The sequence below is a fragment of the Streptococcus sp. k-163 genome, assembly GCF_013277555.1.
GTDB lineage: Bacteria > Bacillota > Bacilli > Lactobacillales > Streptococcaceae > Streptococcus.
The window spans coordinates 14,271-31,841 of record NZ_VMND01000023.1 but is presented as its reverse complement, the minus strand read 5'-3'; the positions used below and the strand labels follow the sequence as shown (position 1 = coordinate 31,841).

The following is a 17,571-nucleotide window of genomic DNA, read 5'->3' as shown; positions in this document are numbered from 1 at the left end:
CAGTCTTATCTGCAACCTCAAAGCAGTGCTTTGAGCAACCTGCGGCTAGTTTCCTAGTTTGCTCTTTGATTTTCATTGAGTATAAAATAATCTTCTTCTAGTTTCGCATACAATGATGAATTTTGTCAAGTCCTAACCAAAAGAGCCTGAAATTCACTTTCAGGACTCTCCTCTTATTTAATCTTTTCTTCCTCGTAGTCACCCTTGCTGCAAACAACCTGCTTGCCACCACCACGGACTTTTTTCTCCATGAGGAAGTTGCCACATTTTGGACAGTCACGACCAACAGGCTTGTCCCAAGAAGTAAATTCACAGTCTGGATAACGATTGCAACCATAGAAGAGGCGATTACGTTTGGTTTTTCGCTCAATAATTTGTCCCTGATGACAACTTGGACACTCTACACCGATTTCTTTCACGATTGCTTGGGTATGACGGCAATCTGGGAAATTGCTACAAGCGTAGAACTTACCAAATCGACCAAGTTTAATAACCATTGGACTGCCACACACTTCACAATCAAATCCAGCTGGTTCATCCTTGATCTGGATTTTCTCCATTTCTTCTTCAGCCTTGGCAACCTCTTTAGAGAAAGGTTTGTAAAAGGCATCAATGACACGTTGCCACTGCTCTTTTCCGACTTCGACGTCATCCAGTTTGCCTTCCATTTCAGCTGTAAAGGTCACGTTTACGATATCTGGGAAATATTCAACGATGAGCTTGTTAACAATTTCTCCCAACTCTGTTGGTTCAAAACGTTTGGCTGCAAGGCGAACATAGTAACGTTTCTGAATAGTTTCAATGGTTGGTGCGTAGGTTGACGGACGTCCAACCCCATTTTCCTCCAAGGTCTTAATCAGTGTCGCTTCAGAATAACGAGCAGGCGGTTGAGTGAAATGTTGCTCTGGTTTGCTATTCACCTGCTTAACCACATCTCCAACAGCCATATCTGGTAACATCTTATTCTTATCAGAATCATTATAAATAGCAAGATAACCATCAAACTTAACCTGACTACCATTGGCAGCAAATTGAACCCCATTTTGAGATAATTTAACAGCCATGGTATCAAAGACAGCAGCTGTCATCTGGCTCGCCACAAAACGATTCCAGATAAGGGTATAAAGCTTGAGCTGATCCTTGTCCAGATACTTAGCAATACTTTCCGGTGTATTAAAAACACTAGACGGACGAATAGCCTCGTGGGCATCCTGAGCTCCTGAAGCATTTTTGACCTTGCTACCATGCTTAGAATACTTGCTACCAAAACGGTCCGTAATGAAACTTGCTGCTTCATTTTGCGCTACAGGACTGATACGAGTCGAATCGGTACGCATATAAGTAATCAAACCTTGAACACCAGAACCGATATTAATTCCTTCATAGAGCTGTTGGGCAACCATCATGGTCTTTCGAGTACGGAAATTGATTTTATTGGCAGCATCCATCTGCATAGATGAAGTGGTATAGGGTAATGGAGCATTGCGTTTGCGCTCTTTCTTATCCACCTGATCCACTGAAAAGTCTTTATTAGTCAGACGAGACAAGACTTCCTTGACCTCATCATTGCTAGTCAGTTTCAGCTTTTTACCATCCACTCCATAGAAGGAAGCCTGAAATTGCTTGGTTCCCTTTTTAAAGACGCCATCAATTGTCCAATATTCTTCTGGTTGGAAGGCATTAATTTCATTCTCACGGTCAATGATTAACTTAAGCGCAATAGACTGAACGCGACCTGCTGACAAGCCCTTCTTGACCTTCTTCCACAAAATAGGCGAAATCGAATAGCCTACCAAGCGGTCTAGGACACGACGAGCCTGTTGGGCATCGACTAAGTCCATATCAATCTTGCGAGGTTCTTTAAAAGCATTTTTGACCGCATCCTTGGTGATTTCATTGAAGACCACACGGTTGGCATCATTTTCATCCAAGTTGAGAATATGGGCCAAATGCCAAGAAATCGCTTCTCCTTCACGGTCTGGGTCGCTCGCCAGAAAGACTTTATTAGCTTTTTTGGCTTCTTTTTTCAAGTCATTGATAAGAGGACCTTTTCCTCTGATATTGATATATTGCGGTTCATAATTATTTTCAATATCGACTGACATACTGGATTTCTTCAAATCACGGATATGCCCGACACTGGCTAAAACCTTGTAGTTTCTGCCTAGATATTTTTCAATCGTCTTGGCCTTAGCAGGCGACTCCACGATTACTAGATTTTTTTTAACTGTTGATTTTTTCTTTTTTGTTGCCGTAGCCACAGTATCACACCTTTTCAAAGTAATAAACTTTATAAAGTGTAAACCATTTTTTGAACCCTGTCAAGACTTAGCTACTATAATAGAAGAAAAGTTTGTCTAGTAAGCGGACTTTCTTCTTATACTCAATGAAAATCAAAGAGCAAACTAGGAAGCTAGCCGCAGGCTGTACTTGAGTACAGCAAGGTGAAGCTGACGTGGTTTGAAGAGATTTTCGAAGAGTATTAAAATTCAAATTCCGCAAGAACATCCTTCCCGCTTGTGACCAATTTTGCACCTTCCTGAATTAAATGATGACAACCGTCTGATAGTCCATCTAAAATGCCACCAGGTATAGCAAAGACATCGCGCCCTTCTTCCATTGCTCTCTCACAGGTAATGAGACTACCTGAACGCATCTTAGCCTCTGCTACAATCACACCACGACAAAGTCCAGCAATGATGCGATTACGGGCAGGAAAATGAAATTTCAGAGGTTGTTCGCCAGGTCCATATTCACTGAGAACCAGATGGTCATTGCCGATGTAGTCTTGCAAGCGTTTATTGGCTTTAGGATAAAACACATCCAGTCCTGTTCCAATCACTGCAATGGTTTTTCCGCCATTCTGAAGAGCTGCCATATGAGCTGCTGTGTCAATGCCCTTGGCTAAGCCACTGACGATAACCAGTTCATTTTCCAAGCCCTGAATGACTTTTTCAACTGACTTAGCTCCCTGTTTGCTACAAGCACGACTGCCGACAACCGCTACCTTTGGAAATTTCAAGAGGTCGAGATTTCCCTTGTAAAATAAAAGCACAGGTGCATCATATATTTCACTCAAATCCCAAGGATAACAGTCATCTAAAATAGAGAAAGATGGAAATTTTTGAAATTCTTTCTCCAAATGCACATCGTCTATCTGAAAATAACGTTCCATAAAAACGGCTGGATTTCGGCAACCTGATATATCTGCAATATCACCCAATAAAAGTTCCTGATCAACATTTTCACCGTATTCTAGGACATTCAAAATCTGTTGATTGGTCAAACCTGATTTTTTTAACTTATAGATTTCATAGTTTGTGATTTTCATAAATAACTCCATTTCTTTTTCTACTCATCTATTCTATTCGTAAAAAAATCAAAAAACATCCGACTATTTCAGCCAGATGTTGGAATCTTTAATTTTCGTTTTTAAGAATTTCTTCTAATTTATGATAGTCTTGGACACTATCGATCTCATAGATGCTGTTGCCTTCTAATTCTTCAACATAGACATCTAGCTCTTTGATATTATCCTTAACCATATTGTCCCAATAGAGATCGACAAATTCACCACTTGCATAGGCCTTGTCAATAAAGCTAACAATTTTTGCTGCTGTTGGAACATCCCAGAAGGATACCCCACTAAGGATACGACCTGCCTTGCTATCAACAGTAATGTCTTGAACCTTATAGTCATCTCCATAGACCAAGAACCATTCGTTGGTACAATCTTCACGATAGACACTAAAATAAGTCGAACGAGTCAAATCATTGCGGAACATATTTTTAAAGAGATAATTATCGGCATCAATAACATAGCTATTTGCCAATTCTTCTTTTACAAGATAGAGAGAGTAAAAGTTATTGTAGTCAGCGTATTTATCATTGAAGACGAGGCGAACACCATATTTTTCTTTCAAATAATCGAATTGTTCTTTAAGGTAACCAACAATGATGATGATATCATTGATTCCTTTTTCTTTTAAAAACTCAATTTGGTATTCAATCAAGGGTTTTTGATTAACCTGAACCAAGGCTTTAGGGGTATTTTCAGTCATAGGACGCAAGCGAGTTCCCAAGCCCGCTGCTAAGATAATGGCTTTCACACGAATCTCCTTTATTCTTTAATAATAATATAAACTCCAGCAATGACGACAAGTGACGTAATAATTGTCAGCATATCTAGTGCTGTTCCCAAGAAGAGAGCTGCAAACAAGACCGTCCAAACTACATAACTCACGTTCAAACCTGTAGCCTTGGCTGGTTGCAAGCGATTAATAGCGATATAATAAGCCAAATAGGAAATCATATCAAAGGCTGCAAAGACAAGCATGAGACCTAGCAATTGTCCATTGGCCACTTCTGCAAATGACTGATGAGAGAAGAGCACAATCACAAGATAGGACAAGAATGAAGTCACTTGACGGATTAAGAGGGCTTCGATTTCACTCAATTCACTTTCCATGGCAAAGGAGCTGAGAACACTCTCGCTTCCCCATGCAATAGCACAAATCAAAGCACAGAGAATACCAATGTAGAAGGAATTGACCTGTTCAACCTTATAAGTCTGGGCAATAATCCCTGCAATAATCAAGACAATCCCAAACACAGTATTTTTTGAAATCTTGTGCTTCAAAAAGAAGAAAGCCAATAAAACTGAAATCGCAGGATAAATAGCCGATACTGATGAAGCCAAGGAACTTCCAATATACTTAACTGCATAAAGATTGGCCTGCATACCGATAGGGCCTGCTAGCAAGGCTCCGATGATAACACTCACATTACGAATATTTAAGAAAATTGAGAGACGAACTTTTCCTTCTTTTACTAAGAGAAAAGCTAGTAAGATAAAGATACTCAAGAAATCGTGAGCAGCGGCCACCACAAAGGGCGACAAATCTGTAAAAATTGAAAAGATGTAAGCACTAATTGTTAGACCTAAACCCCAGAAAATACCTGAGAGTAGACCAAAAGAAACTCCATTTTTAGTTTTCATCTGAACCTCCATAATATGACAAACCTTCAACAGCTCTTTGGTAGCGATTCACACCATAATCACCAAAATCTGCACCTTGCTCTTCTTTATAGACAGTCCATAGACTCCAAATAGTATCTTGTAAAATTTTATAGATAGCAATCTTTTCTCGAGAGACAGGTGTTCGGTCACTCTCATAGTGGGATAAGAAAGCTTCTTCCTCTTGGGAAGTGAATTCAGACTCTAAAAAGAGGGCAGCCAAATCCCACATTGGATCATTCATTGATGAATATTCCCAGTCAATCAGATAGAGACGTCCTTGAGGTGATTCGATAAAGTTTTCAGGCACCAAATCAATATGACAAGATTTTCTGTCAACACCTAAGTCAGCCAGTCTTTTCTCTAAGGAGAAGACTTCTTTTCGAACTGCTTCATAGTTAGCATAAGGGATTTTTTCTTCAATCAAGGATTCGTATTTTTTGATTTCTTCAAAAGGAGCAAATTCTCCTCTTAATTCCTTGCCAGAAGCATGAATGGTTTGTAAAATTGGAGCAATTTTATCAAACTTAGTCTTGATTGACGTTGAATCAAGCGTGATCGCAGATTCGATATACTCATTTACTTTGATACCAGCTTCAATATCAAAAAGATAATTTTTTACATCTAGGTCTAAATCCTTTAATAGTTCAAGATTGTACTTTTCATCTTGACGATTGATCAGTTTTTCTGTCCCTTTACCAAAGAATTTAACAATGTACTGCTTATTTGTTGTTTTGACCAAATAGTTTTGATTGGTCATTCCACCCAGTTGTTCAACACTGAGGACTTCCTCTTCTTGACTAAGTAAGGAAGAAATTTTTTCTTTGATGATTTTCTCCACAATTAACCTCCAGCACTTATACTTCCCACTTAAACACAGTTTTAAAGGCTGTATTTAAATCGGTCGCAAAGACACGGTGAATATCTTTAATTTCTCTTACAGGTTCTTCTAGATAAAGGATATTTTTAAGACGATTGGCAAATTTCTTGACTTCCATCATTTGGATGGCATTTTCAAAATCAATACGACCAGAACGAGAGGACCCAACCAAGAGCAAGCCTTTTTCTAAGGCATCGCGTGTATTGAGATTGACTTTATACTCGCTAACGCCCATCATGAGAATCGTTCCCTGAGGACGAATATAGCGAATCAGGTCATTAATAGCTGGTCCAGTACCATCACCACCACAACACTCAAAAGCATGATCAAAGACCAAATCTTCAGGAATATTATCAGTAATATAACATTCTTTAGCAAATGAGAAGAGTTCCAACTTTTCCCAATGACGACCAATAACCACGATCTCTGCTTCTGGCAAAGTATAATTGATAATATTAGCAACCACAAATGCTAGACTTCCATCTCCGATAACGGCGATTCGGTCCCGCTTGCTATGAGCAAGGGTCAATAGACGATTCATAGCGTGCATGCCGACACTGACAAACTCTGTAATGGCTGCAACCGTGTCTTCAATGGCATCATAAGCCACCACACGGTCTTTAGGGAGAGAAACAAACTCTCTCATAAAGCCATCAAAGCCACTAGACAAGAAATGGGTCCCTGTCATGTAGTTCTCATAGAATTCTTCATCACTCTGCATAGGAGGCTGATTTGGAATCATGACAACTTTTTGACCAACCTCATAGGTTCCCGTCGGGTCAGAAATAACGGTTCCACATGACTCGTGAATCATCGCCATTGGAAGCTTTTTATTCAAAATCTTGGGATCACGTTTTCCTTGGTAGTAACGCTGATCCGCATGACAGACAGCCATATAATTAGGGCGGATGAGGATATGATTCTCTTGATCAATAGCCTCTTCCTGGTATTTGACATTGATAAACTTGGGCTTTGTTAGTTGATAAATTTGATTAATCATTTCACTAGTCTTTCTCAATCATACTTTTTGCAATTTTCAAATCTGTCACTGTTGTGATTTTTAGATTTGAATATTCACCCTTAGCCAAGGCCACATCTTTTCCTTTGATTACAAAGATCTTACATGCATCTGTCAAGATTTCCTTCTCTTCAGCAGAGAGAGAACCGTAAAGATCCATGAAGTCCTTACAACGGAATGTTTGAGGTGTTTGTCCTTGATAGAGGTGAGCACGATTTGGAATATCTGTAATGAATTGACCATTAGTGCTTTCAACGATAGTATCAACCGCTTCTACCACTGTGTCCACTGCGTCATGATTTTGAGCAAGTTGGATATTATCCTGAATCATGCGAAGCGTAATAAACGGACGAACAGAATCGTGGGTAACAACGATGTCCTCTGGTGTAAGCGGACGATAAGCATCGATGGCTTCAATGATTTTCTCAATACTTGTATTGCGGTCAGCACCACCTTTTGTGATGATGATACGATCCTTATGAAGAGGTAGATATTTATCTACAAGATCCTCTGCATGGGAAACCCAGTCTCCATGAACACCAACTACAATTTTTTCAATGCTTGGTTCCAAGACAAATTTTTCAATTGTATGAATCAAAATAGGTCGATCACCTAGCTCTAAAAATTGTTTTGGCAAATTACTAATTCCCATGCGAGTACCAGTTCCACCGGCAAGAATTCCTGCATAAATCATCTATTTTCTCCTTTGTATTACTAAAAAAACTTATTCTCTCTATTATACCACAATCTAGTCCTATCATGAAAGAAATACCGGACCTCCCTTTCTAGAATAGGAGGATTAAGCAGTTCTATATCTTCAAAGAAACTAGCCCATTTCTAGTAATGACTAGGAATTCTGTAGCAATTACTAATAAATGGCTGTGAAATTTTAGAGTTTTTCAGAATAATATACTTTCCTTAAAGAAAACTTAAAATTAAGCTTTGAAACTTCAAAGGAATCGCTTGACTTACTACCCTTCATTTCTTATTAGCTAACTTTATGATATAATGAAAAACGAGGTAAATTGAATGAAAAGTATAAAATTAAATGCTCTATCTTATATGGGAATTCGTGTCTTAAATATTATTTTTCCCATCCTAACTGGAACCTATGTCGCGCGTGTCTTAGACCGAACTGACTATGGTTACTTCAACTCAGTTGACACTATTTTGTCCTTTTTCTTGCCCTTTGCGACATATGGAGTCTATAACTATGGTTTACGGGCCATCAGTAATGTCAAGGATAACAAAAAAGATCTTAATAGAACCTTCTCTAGTCTTTTTTATTTGTGCATCGCTTGTACGATTTTGACCACTGCTGTCTATATCCTTGCCTATCCTCTCTTCTTTACTGATAATCCAATCATCAAAAAAGTCTACCTTGTTATGGGGATTCAACTCATTGCCCAGATTTTTTCAATCGAATGGGTCAATGAAGCTCTGGAAAATTACAGTTTTCTCTTTTACAAGACTGCCTTCATCCGTATCCTGATGCTGGTCTCTATTTTCCTATTTGTCAAAAATGAACACGATATTGTTGTATACACACTCGTGATGAGTTTATCGACGCTGATTAACTATCTGATTAGTTATTTTTGGATTAAAAGAGACATCAAACTTGTTAAAATCAACCTAAGTGATTTTAAACCGCTCTTTCTCCCTCTAACAGCCATGTTGGTCTTTGCCAATGCCAATATGCTCTTCACTTTTTTGGATCGTCTCTTCCTCGTTAAAACAGGGATTGATGTCAACGTTAGTTACTACACCATGGCTCAACGAATTGTGACCGTTATTGCTGGTGTTGTAACAGGAGCTATCGGAGTGAGTGTGCCTCGTCTCAGTTACTATCTAGGAAAAGGTGACAAGGAAGCCTATGTCGCACTTGTTAACAGAGGCAGTCGAATCTTTAACTTCTTTATCATTCCACTGAGTTTTGGACTCATGGTTTTAGGACCAAATGCCATCCTACTTTACGGTAGTGAAAAATATATCGGAGGCGGTATCTTAACCTCTCTCTTCGCTTTTCGTACGATTATCCTGGCACTAGATACCATTCTTGGTTCACAAATTCTCTTTACAAATGGCTATGAAAAACGTATTACCGTTTACACAGTCTTCGCTGGATTGCTCAATTTGGGCTTGAATAGTCTTCTCTTTTTTAACCAAATCGTGGCTCCTGAATACTACTTACTGACAACTATGTTGTCAGAGGCCTCTCTACTTGTATTCTATATCATTTTCATCCATAGAAAACAGCTCATCCACTTGGGACATATCTTCAGCTATACTGGTCGATACTCGCTCTTTTCACTTTCCTTTGTAGCAATTTATTTCCTGATTAATTTCTTGTATCCTGTGGATATGGTCATTAATTTGCCATTTTTGATTAATACTGGTTTGATTGTCTTGCTATCAGCCATCTCTTATATTGGACTACTTGTCTTTACCAAAGATAGCATCTTCTATGAATTTTTAAACCATGTCCTAGCCTTAAAAAATAAATTCAAAAGATCATAGGAGTATAGAATGAAACAACTAACCATTGAAGATGCCAAACAAATTGAATTAGAAATTTTGGATTATATTGATACTCTCTGTAAAAAGCACAATATCAACTATATTATTAACTACGGTACTCTGATTGGGGCGGTTCGACATGAGGGCTTTATCCCTTGGGACGATGATATTGATCTATCCATGCCTCGAGAAGACTACCAACGATTTATTAACATTTTTCAAAAGGAAAAAAGCAAATATAAGCTCCTATCCCTAGAAACAGATAGGAACTACTTTAACAACTTTATCAAAATCACCGACAGTACTACTAAAATAATCGATACTCGAAATACGAAAACCTATGAGTCCGGTGTTTTTATCGACATTTTCCCCATGGATCGCTTTGATGATCCTAAGGTCATTGATACTTGTTATAAACTGGAAAGTTTTAAACTTCTGTCTTTCAGTAAACACAAAAATATTGTCTATAAGGATAGCCTTTTAAAAGATTGGATACGAACGGCCTTTTGGTTGCTCCTTCGACCTGTTTCTCCTCGTTACTTCGCACATAAAATAGAGAAAAAAATTCAAAAATATAGTCGTGAGAATGGTCAATATATAGCCTTTATCCCTTCTAAATTTAAGGAAAAGGAAGTCTTCCCAAGTGGTACCTTCGATAAAACAATCGATTTAGCCTTTGAAAATTTAAGCCTTCCAGCACCTGAAAAATTTGATACTATTTTGACTCAATTTTATGGGGATTATATGACCTTGCCACCTGAAGAAAAACGCTTCTACAGTCATGAATTTCATGCCTACAAATTGGAGGATTAGGATGCAATATTTAGAAAAAGAAGAAATTAAAGAAATTCAACTAGCCCTGCTAGACTATATTGATGAGACTTGTAAGAAACATAATATTCCTTATTTTCTCAGCTATGGAACCATGCTTGGTGCTATCCGCCACAAAGGCATGATTCCCTGGGATGATGATATTGATATTTCCCTTTATCGTGAAGATTATGAGCGTTTACTGGATATTATTGAAAAAGAAAATCACCCTCGCTATAAGGTTCTTTCCTACGACACTTCTTCTTGGTACTTCCATAATTTCTCATCAATTTTGGATACTTCTACTGTTATCGAAGACCATGTTAAGTACAAGCGTCATGACACCAGTCTTTTCATAGATGTCTTCCCAATTGATCGCTTTACAGACTTGAGCATTGTCGACAAGAGTTATAAGTATGTGGCCCTTCGTCAACTAGCTTATATCAAAAAATCACGCGCAGTTCACGGTGATAGCAAATTAAAAGATTTTATAAGATTATGTAGCTGGTACGCCCTCCGATTTGTCAATCCTCGTTACTTTTACAAGAAAATTGATCAGCTAGTCAAAAATGCTGCAACCAACACTCCTCAATATGAAGGAGGAATTGGGATTGGTAAGGAAGGAATGAAAGAAGTCTTCCCAGTTGATACCTTTAAAGAGCTGATTTTAACAGAGTTTGAAGGCCGTATGTTACCAGTTCCTAAAAAGTATGACCAATTTTTAACCCAGATGTATGGAGATTATATGACACCACCATCAAAAGAAATGCAAGAGTGGTATAGTCACAGTATTAAAGCTTATCGCAAAAATTGATTGAGGCTGACTATATAAACTACTAAGATAGAGATTATTCAAAAACTTAATTTTAGTGGAATAATTACTAACATATGTACAAGGTCTGGCATTAAGTGACCCTCGATAATTTCAACTCCTTTATAACTACACAAGCGATGAAATATTTCGCCTAAACTACTTCGATATTGATTATAGAGAACTTTTCGTCTATACTTAGGGGTGAACACAATGTGATAGAACAGTGCTACTTTGTGGGCGATAAACTATGAGCCTTTTGTGCCATATTTTTCTCCTTTCGCTTTACAATTGGCTTAAACACATTTATTGTATCGCGTTTGGAGTTTTTTTGTCTCGCACCTAACGGAGCGAGACGAACTAATAGATCAAAATAAAAACCACACAGTGTTTTCANNTGAAAACACTGTGTGGTTTTATTTAAAAGCTAGTTTTGTCTAGCCTCTTTTATAGGCGATTTCGGAAAACTTCGTACATGAGAATAGCTGCAGCAACACTGGCATTAAGGCTTTGAACATGTCCATTCATAGGAATGGTGATCATTTCATCGACCTGCTTTTTGATGTTGCTAGAGATTCCTTTTCCTTCATTTCCGATTATGAGGGCAATTTTCCCTTTTGTATTCCACTTATGGCAAGGAGTCCCATTCATATCTGTTCCAAAGGTCCAGAAGCCTTCATCCTTTAGTTTGTCCAGAGTTTGGCTCAGATTTGTCACTCGGGCAATTGGAACGTGCTCAATAGCACCTGTGGCTGTTTTGGCAACGACAGGAGTAACACCGACAGCACGGTGTTTAGGAATGATGACACCTGAAACATTGGTCGCATCAGCGGTTCGCAAGATGGAGCCTAAGTTGTGAGGGTCGGTTAACCCGTCCAGAATCAATAGCAAAGGATTTTCTTCTTGACGTGTTTTGGCAAGGATGTGATCTAGCTCGGTATAGGCAAATTCAGACACTCGTAGAACAAATCCTTGGTGGACAGCACCTTCAGTCATCTCAGACAGGGATTTTTTTGAAGTCCAAGAAATGGACACCTTCTTTTCTGTAGCCAGTTCCTTGACTTTCTCAACATTCTTACCTCGGAGATCTTCTTGGAGGTAGAGTTTGTTTCCAGTGTTTGCAAGGAGGGCTTCGGTAACGGCGTGGACGCCATAGACAATATCATTTGTTTTCATGCCTCTATTATAACATAAAACCCCGTCTTGCAACGGGATTTTCTTTATTCTAGAATCAGTAAGCCATCTTTAACTGCAAATGGGTCTTTTTCATTGATACGATCGTAAAACATGATACCGTTGATGTGGTCAATTTCGTGCTGAACAACAATGGAATTGTAGCCTTTAAGTTTGATGCGGTGTTTTTCGCCATCCTTGTCAAAGTAGTCAACAGTAACGCGGGCATGGCGAACAACATATCCAGGCACGTTGCGGTCAACAGAAAGGCAACCTTCTCCTTCGCCAAGAGCTGCGTCTTGAACGGAGTGAGAGACGATTTTGGGATTGTACATAATGGCTTGTAAGTCGTAGGCTTCCTGTGGAGTTTCGCCTTCTTCGACAATATTAGGGACCAAAACAGCGATAATACGTTTTGAGATATCTAATTGAGGAGCAGCCAGTCCAACCCCACCGCGGAGTCCTAATTTTTCAGCCATGACAGGATCTTGGGAATGTTTAAGGAATTGCATCATCTTTTCGCCAAGGATAATTTCCTGGTCAGATAGGGGGAAAGTAACTTCCTCAGCAACCGCGCGTAGAGTAGGATTCCCCTCGCGGATAATATCGTTCATATCAATTAAGTGAGCAGCTTTTGTAATACGTTCTATTGCAGACATTTTCTCTCCTTTCATTACCTCTACATGATATCACAAAATGACAAGGATTTAAAGTATTACAGCCTTTAGGATTTGTAGAAAATATATAGCAGGTTCAATTCAATTGTGAAAGAATTTCTTATCTATGATATAATAAAAAGAAAAGGCTTGCATAAGAAAGTAGGGAGGATGAAGATGCAAAGAAGACAAGATAGACATAAACGTGGGCCAGTTTTTCGTTTTGTGAAAGGTTTGGTCAACTTTTTTAGACGTTACCGTAAGTGGAGCAATAAAGGATTTGTTGCAGTACTTTTACTAGCAGTTGCTTTATCAATGGGCTTGGTCTTGTTGTTTGAAAGTTTCCAAGGAATCCCCTTGACCAGTCAAAAAAAGGATGCCATTTCTCAAGAAGCAAATAAGACGAATCAAAATACTAAAGGTCAGGAAGAGGAAAAAACTGCTAGAATTATGGCTCATGGTGATTTGCTTTATCATGATATTCTCTACTTTTCAGCCAAAAAAGATGATGGAACGTATGATTTTCATGAGAATTTTGAATACGTGACACCATGGCTTAAGCAGGCAGATTTAGCTATTGGTGACTTTGAAGGGACTATTAATAAGGATCATTATTTAGCGGGTTATCCTCTCTTTAATGCTCCAAGTGAAGTCATGGATGCTATCAAAGATGCGGGGTATCACGTACTTGATTTGGCTCATAATCACATTTTAGATTCGCAAATTGAGGGAGTTATTTCAACAGCAGATGCTATTGAAAAGGCAGGAATGACACCTATTGGAGTTTACACGCACGAGCCACGTGATCAAGCTCCACTGGTTATCAAGGAAGTGAACGGTATCAAGGTTGCACTTTTGGCTTATTCTTATGGATTTAATGGAATTGAGCAAAGTATTTCTCAAGAAGACTATAACCGCTATCTTTCAGATCTAAATGAAGACAAGATGAAGGCTGAAATTGAACGGGCAGAGAAGGAAGCGGATATCACCATTATCATGCCTCAGATGGGTGTGGAGTATCGTATCGAACCGACTGAAGAGCAAAAAGCTTTGTATCACAAGATGATTGATTGGGGAGCGGATATTATCTTTGGAGGTCATCCTCACGTTGTGGAACCATCTGAAATTGTTGAAAAAGATGGAGATAAGAAACTCATTATCTATTCAATGGGGAATTTCATTTCCAATCAACGGATTGAGACCATGCAGGGGGTAGAAAATGCTAAGTGGACTGAACGTGGTGTTCTCATGGACGTAACCATTAAGAAGAAGGATGGAAAGACAACTATCGGAACAGCTAAAGCTCATCCTACTTGGGTCAATCGAACACCAAAGGGAACCTTTTCACCAGAAGGATATCCCCTATATCATTATCAAACTTATATCTTGGAAGATTTTATCGAGGGTGGCAGTCATCGTGACCAGTTAGATGAAGCGACTAAGGAACGAATTGATACAGCTTATAAAGAAATGAATGAACATGTGGGATTGAAGTGGGATTAGCTTGAATTTAGAGGGAATTAAATGACTATTAAGGTAATTGCGACAGATATGGATGGGACCTTGCTGGATGATAGAGGCCAGCTTGATCTCCCACGCTTGGAAAAGATTTTAGATCAGTTGGATCAAAGGGGCATTCGTTTTGTCATTGCGACGGGAAATGAAATTCACCGCATGAGGCAACTACTGGAGCACTTGGTGGATCGAGTGGTTCTAGTTGTTGCCAATGGTGCTCGTATTTTTGAAAACAATGAACTGACTCAGGCTCAGACTTGGGATGACGCGATTGTTGATAAGGCTTTAGCTCATTTCGAGGGTCGAGCATGTCAGGACCAGTTTGTTGTAACGGGGATGAAGGGTGGTTTCGTCAAGGAAGGTACGATTTTTACAGACCTAGAAAGTTTTATGACTCCAGAAATGATTAAAAAATTCTACCAACGGATGCATTTTGTGGATGAATTAACTTCTGACCTCTTTGGTGGTGTTCTCAAGATGAGTATGGTTGTTGGTGAAGAACGTTTGAATTCGGTATTGGAAGAAATCAACGACCTTTTTGATGGCCGTGTTCGGGCTGTATCGAGTGGCTATGGTTGCATTGATATCCTCCAAGCTGGAATTCATAAAGCATGGGGCTTGGAAGAATTACTCAAGCGCTGGGACTTGAACCCCCAACAAATCATGGCTTTTGGTGACAGTGAAAATGATGTTGAAATGCTTGAAATGGCTGGAATTGCCTATGCGATGGAAAATGCTGATGATAAGGCCAAAGCTGTAGCCACTGCTCTGGCGCCAGCCAACAGCCAAGGAGGAGTTTATCAAGTCTTGGAAAACTGGTTAGAAAAAGGAGAATGAAGTGGCAGTACAGTTATTAGAAAATTGGTTGCTAAAGGAACAAGGTAAAATCCAAACCAAGTACCGTCACTTAAATCAGGTTTCTGTTGTAGAACCAGACATTCTTTTTATTGGGGATTCCATTGTCGAATATTATCCTCTGCAGGAGTTGTTTGGGACTGCAAAGACGATTGTCAATCGTGGAATTCGAGGTTATCAGACAGGGCTGTTACTAGAGAATCTAGATGTGCATCTTTACGGTGGAGCGGTAGATAAAATTGTCCTTCTGATTGGGACAAATGATATTGGAAAAGATGTGCCTATGAATGAGGCTCTCAATAATCTCGAAGCTATCATTCAATCCATTGCTCGCGATTATCCATTGACAGAGATTAAATTGCTTTCCATTTTGCCAGTCAATGAAGGCGAGGAGTACAAGCAGACAGTCTATATCCGCACGAATGAAAAAATTCAGAAATGGAATCAAGCCTATCAAGAGCTTGCTTCTGCCTACATGCAGGTGGAATTTGTGCCAGTTTTTGATAGTTTGACAGATCAAGAAGGTCAACTAAAAAAAGAATTCACAACTGATGGACTGCATCTCAGTGTTGCTGGTTATCAGGTTTTGACAAAAGCCTTGAAAGACTATCTTTTCTAGTTAATTGATTTCTTTTTTGCATTTTTGTGTTAGATGAGGTATAATGGTTTTATTATCTTTTGGGGTCGTTACGGATTCGACAGGCATTATGAGGCATATTTTGCGACTCGTGTGGCGACGTAAACGCTCAGTTAAATATAACTGCAAAAAATAACACTTCTTACGCTCTAGCTGCCTAAAAACCAGCGGGCGTGACCCGATTTGGATTGCTCGTGTTCAATGACAGGTCTTATTATTAGCGAGATACGATCAAGTCTTGTCTAGCGGCTTGATAAGAGATTGATAGACTCGCAGTTTCTAGGCTTGAGTTATGTGTCGAGGGACTGTTAAAATAATACATAACCTATGGTTGTAGACAAATATGTTGGCAGGTGTTTGGACGTGGGTTCGACTCCCACCGGCTCCATTATTCCTTTGCATTCTTTTGCGTTCCTTGGTAAAACGTTGTTAAATCAACGTTTTTTGAATAGCTGATTTGCAAATTGAATTCTTGAACAATTTTTTAAAATCCATGCTCATGGAAATGAATCCTAGCTCAACTACGACGGTCTACTTGTCTCTAACACACACTTTGAGCACGACCAAAAAATTCTCTAATCTGCTAAAAACGAGATCAGTTGCCACCTTCCATTTGACATAGAGTCTAGATCCTTCTTCACTACATCATGTGTTCTGAACGAAGTTTTTGAAAGCAATGTTAAGCAGGGCCATACCAAATTGATTTCTGAGTTCAATTATATAAGAAAATGAGCATCTCCAACTACGAGAATGCTCATTTTTTAGGATTGTATAGGCATATTTTACATATGTTTCAAACGTTCAATCCGTTCTGAGATAGGTGGATGGGTATAAAAGAGTTTTTGGAACCCTCCCCCTTTCTTGGGATCATTGATATAAAGTGCACTGCTGGCATCATCGACAGGACGACTCATCGGTTTACTATTATCCAACTTACTTAGAGCATTTATCATTCCTTGAGGATTGCGCGTCAACTCAACACTGGAAGCATCAGCTAGGAATTCCCTCTGACGAGAAATAGCTAGTTGCACCAAGGTTGCAGCGAGAGGTGCCAGGACAATAGCTAGGAGAGAAACCACTAGCATAATGATTTCAAGACCATTTCCTTCTCGGTCATCGTCACTTCGTCTGCGACCTGCGCCACCCCACCACATCATACGACCTGCCATACTAGAAAGCATGGTGATAGCACTAGCAAGAGCGACGGCAATAGTCGAAATACGGATATCGTAATTACGAATATGACTGACTTCATGTCCCATAACAGCTTCTAGTTCTTCACGATTCATGATAGCTAGGAGACCTGACGTCGCAGCAACTGCTGCATTTTGAGGATTAGAACCTGTCGCAAAGGCATTTAAGGCTGGATCATCAATGATGAAAACACGGGGCATAGGAATCTGAGCAACCATAGCCATATCTTCCACTACATGGTAGAGGTCTGGTGCCATTTGTTCATCAACCTCACGAGCCCCATTCATGGACATGACAATCTCTGTCGATTGAAAAATCATGGACAAGGCATAGATAAAGCCGATAATCAGCGCGATAACCAAACCACCAAATCCTGACCGCATAAAGAGGTAACCAACCGCATAGCCAACAAGAGCTAAGAGTAGGAAAAATACCAGCAACAAAATCCATGTTTTTCGTTTATTGCTTGCAATTTGATCAAACAACAT

General features: G+C 39.3%; 16 protein-coding genes, 1 other RNA gene and 1 pseudogene. 7 read left to right on the top strand and 11 right to left on the bottom strand.

Annotated features, from left to right (window positions below):
* Positions 1-173 precede the first annotated feature (173 nt).
* The 7 genes from topA to HT731_RS08525 all read right to left on the bottom strand — a co-directional run bounded on the left by topA (position 174) and on the right by HT731_RS08525 (position 7,609).
* The gene (topA, locus tag HT731_RS08555; RefSeq protein ID WP_000179658.1) at positions 174-2,261 is read right to left on the bottom strand and encodes a type I DNA topoisomerase; all 2,088 of its coding nucleotides are present in this window, start codon (positions 2,259-2,261) and stop codon (positions 174-176) included.
* A 221-nt stretch (positions 2,262-2,482) separates the two neighbouring features.
* Positions 2,483-3,331 carry a DNA-processing protein DprA gene (gene dprA, locus HT731_RS08550; protein ID WP_173278538.1) on the bottom strand — a complete coding sequence of 283 codons (849 nt, stop codon included), beginning with the start codon at positions 3,329-3,331 and terminating at the stop codon, positions 2,483-2,485.
* 88 nt (positions 3,332-3,419) lie between these two features.
* Positions 3,420-4,109: a sugar phosphate nucleotidyltransferase gene (locus HT731_RS08545; RefSeq protein WP_173278536.1), complete on the bottom strand. Its 690-nt coding sequence runs from the start codon at positions 4,107-4,109 to the stop codon at positions 3,420-3,422.
* Positions 4,110-4,120: 11 nt separating this feature from the next.
* Positions 4,121-4,999, bottom strand: a complete 879-nt coding sequence (locus HT731_RS08540; protein WP_173278534.1) for a DMT family transporter — start codon at positions 4,997-4,999, stop codon at positions 4,121-4,123.
* On the bottom strand, positions 4,989-5,858 hold the full coding sequence (licA, locus tag HT731_RS08535) for a choline kinase LicA (protein ID WP_173278532.1): 870 nt from the start codon (positions 5,856-5,858) through the stop codon (positions 4,989-4,991). The genes HT731_RS08540 and licA overlap by 11 nt, the downstream gene beginning before the upstream one ends.
* Positions 5,859-5,874: 16 nt before the next feature.
* The gene (locus HT731_RS08530; protein WP_061759747.1) at positions 5,875-6,897 is read right to left on the bottom strand and encodes a ribitol-5-phosphate dehydrogenase; all 1,023 of its coding nucleotides are present in this window, start codon (positions 6,895-6,897) and stop codon (positions 5,875-5,877) included.
* 4 nt (positions 6,898-6,901) lie between these two features.
* The gene (locus HT731_RS08525; protein ID WP_000638489.1) at positions 6,902-7,609 is read right to left on the bottom strand and encodes a 2-C-methyl-D-erythritol 4-phosphate cytidylyltransferase; all 708 of its coding nucleotides are present in this window, start codon (positions 7,607-7,609) and stop codon (positions 6,902-6,904) included.
* A gap of 335 nt (positions 7,610-7,944) precedes the next feature.
* On the opposite strand from HT731_RS08525, the gene tacF reads away from it, so the two are divergent.
* The 3 genes from tacF to HT731_RS08510 are packed head-to-tail and all read left to right on the top strand — an operon-like array spanning position 7,945 to position 11,056.
* Positions 7,945-9,432 carry a type IV teichoic acid flippase TacF gene (gene tacF / locus HT731_RS08520; protein ID WP_173278531.1) on the top strand — a complete coding sequence of 496 codons (1,488 nt, stop codon included), beginning with the start codon at positions 7,945-7,947 and terminating at the stop codon, positions 9,430-9,432.
* 9 nt (positions 9,433-9,441) lie between these two features.
* Positions 9,442-10,245 (top strand): phosphorylcholine transferase LicD, encoded by an 804-nt coding sequence (locus tag HT731_RS08515; protein ID WP_033680392.1) that lies wholly within the window; start codon positions 9,442-9,444, stop codon positions 10,243-10,245.
* Position 10,246: 1 nt separating this feature from the next.
* The gene (locus HT731_RS08510) at positions 10,247-11,056 is read left to right on the top strand and encodes a phosphorylcholine transferase LicD (protein ID WP_173278529.1); all 810 of its coding nucleotides are present in this window, start codon (positions 10,247-10,249) and stop codon (positions 11,054-11,056) included.
* 44 nt (positions 11,057-11,100) lie between these two features.
* Here HT731_RS08510 and tnpA read toward each other — a convergent pair.
* From tnpA to def, 3 genes and pseudogenes are all read right to left on the bottom strand, one after another.
* Positions 11,101-11,321 (bottom strand): annotated as a pseudogene (gene tnpA / locus HT731_RS08505) (IS200/IS605 family transposase); the annotation flags it as partial.
* Between the two features lie 179 nt (positions 11,322-11,500).
* Positions 11,501-12,229 carry a 23S rRNA (guanosine(2251)-2'-O)-methyltransferase RlmB gene (gene rlmB / locus HT731_RS08500; RefSeq protein WP_061759749.1) on the bottom strand — a complete coding sequence of 243 codons (729 nt, stop codon included), beginning with the start codon at positions 12,227-12,229 and terminating at the stop codon, positions 11,501-11,503.
* Between the two features lie 44 nt (positions 12,230-12,273).
* Positions 12,274-12,885, bottom strand: coding sequence for a peptide deformylase (gene def / locus HT731_RS08495; RefSeq protein ID WP_001272952.1), 612 nt, complete (start codon positions 12,883-12,885; stop codon positions 12,274-12,276).
* Between the two features lie 174 nt (positions 12,886-13,059).
* On the opposite strand from def, the gene HT731_RS08490 reads away from it, so the two are divergent.
* The 4 genes from HT731_RS08490 to ssrA all read left to right on the top strand — a co-directional run bounded on the left by HT731_RS08490 (position 13,060) and on the right by ssrA (position 16,280).
* Positions 13,060-14,385, top strand: coding sequence for a CapA family protein (locus HT731_RS08490; protein ID WP_079114913.1), 1,326 nt, complete (start codon positions 13,060-13,062; stop codon positions 14,383-14,385).
* Positions 14,386-14,406: 21 nt separating this feature from the next.
* The gene (locus HT731_RS08485; protein WP_033680395.1) at positions 14,407-15,234 is read left to right on the top strand and encodes an HAD family hydrolase; all 828 of its coding nucleotides are present in this window, start codon (positions 14,407-14,409) and stop codon (positions 15,232-15,234) included.
* 1 nt (position 15,235) lies between these two features.
* Complete coding sequence (locus tag HT731_RS08480) at positions 15,236-15,871, top strand: SGNH/GDSL hydrolase family protein (RefSeq protein ID WP_061759750.1); 636 nt, start codon at positions 15,236-15,238, stop codon at positions 15,869-15,871.
* Positions 15,872-15,932: 61 nt separating this feature from the next.
* Positions 15,933-16,280: a transfer-messenger RNA gene (gene ssrA / locus HT731_RS08475) on the top strand.
* A 391-nt stretch (positions 16,281-16,671) separates the two neighbouring features.
* Here ssrA and htpX read toward each other — a convergent pair.
* Entirely contained in the window at positions 16,672-17,571 is a 900-nt protein-coding gene (gene htpX / locus HT731_RS08470; protein ID WP_033680396.1) for a zinc metalloprotease HtpX, read from the bottom strand.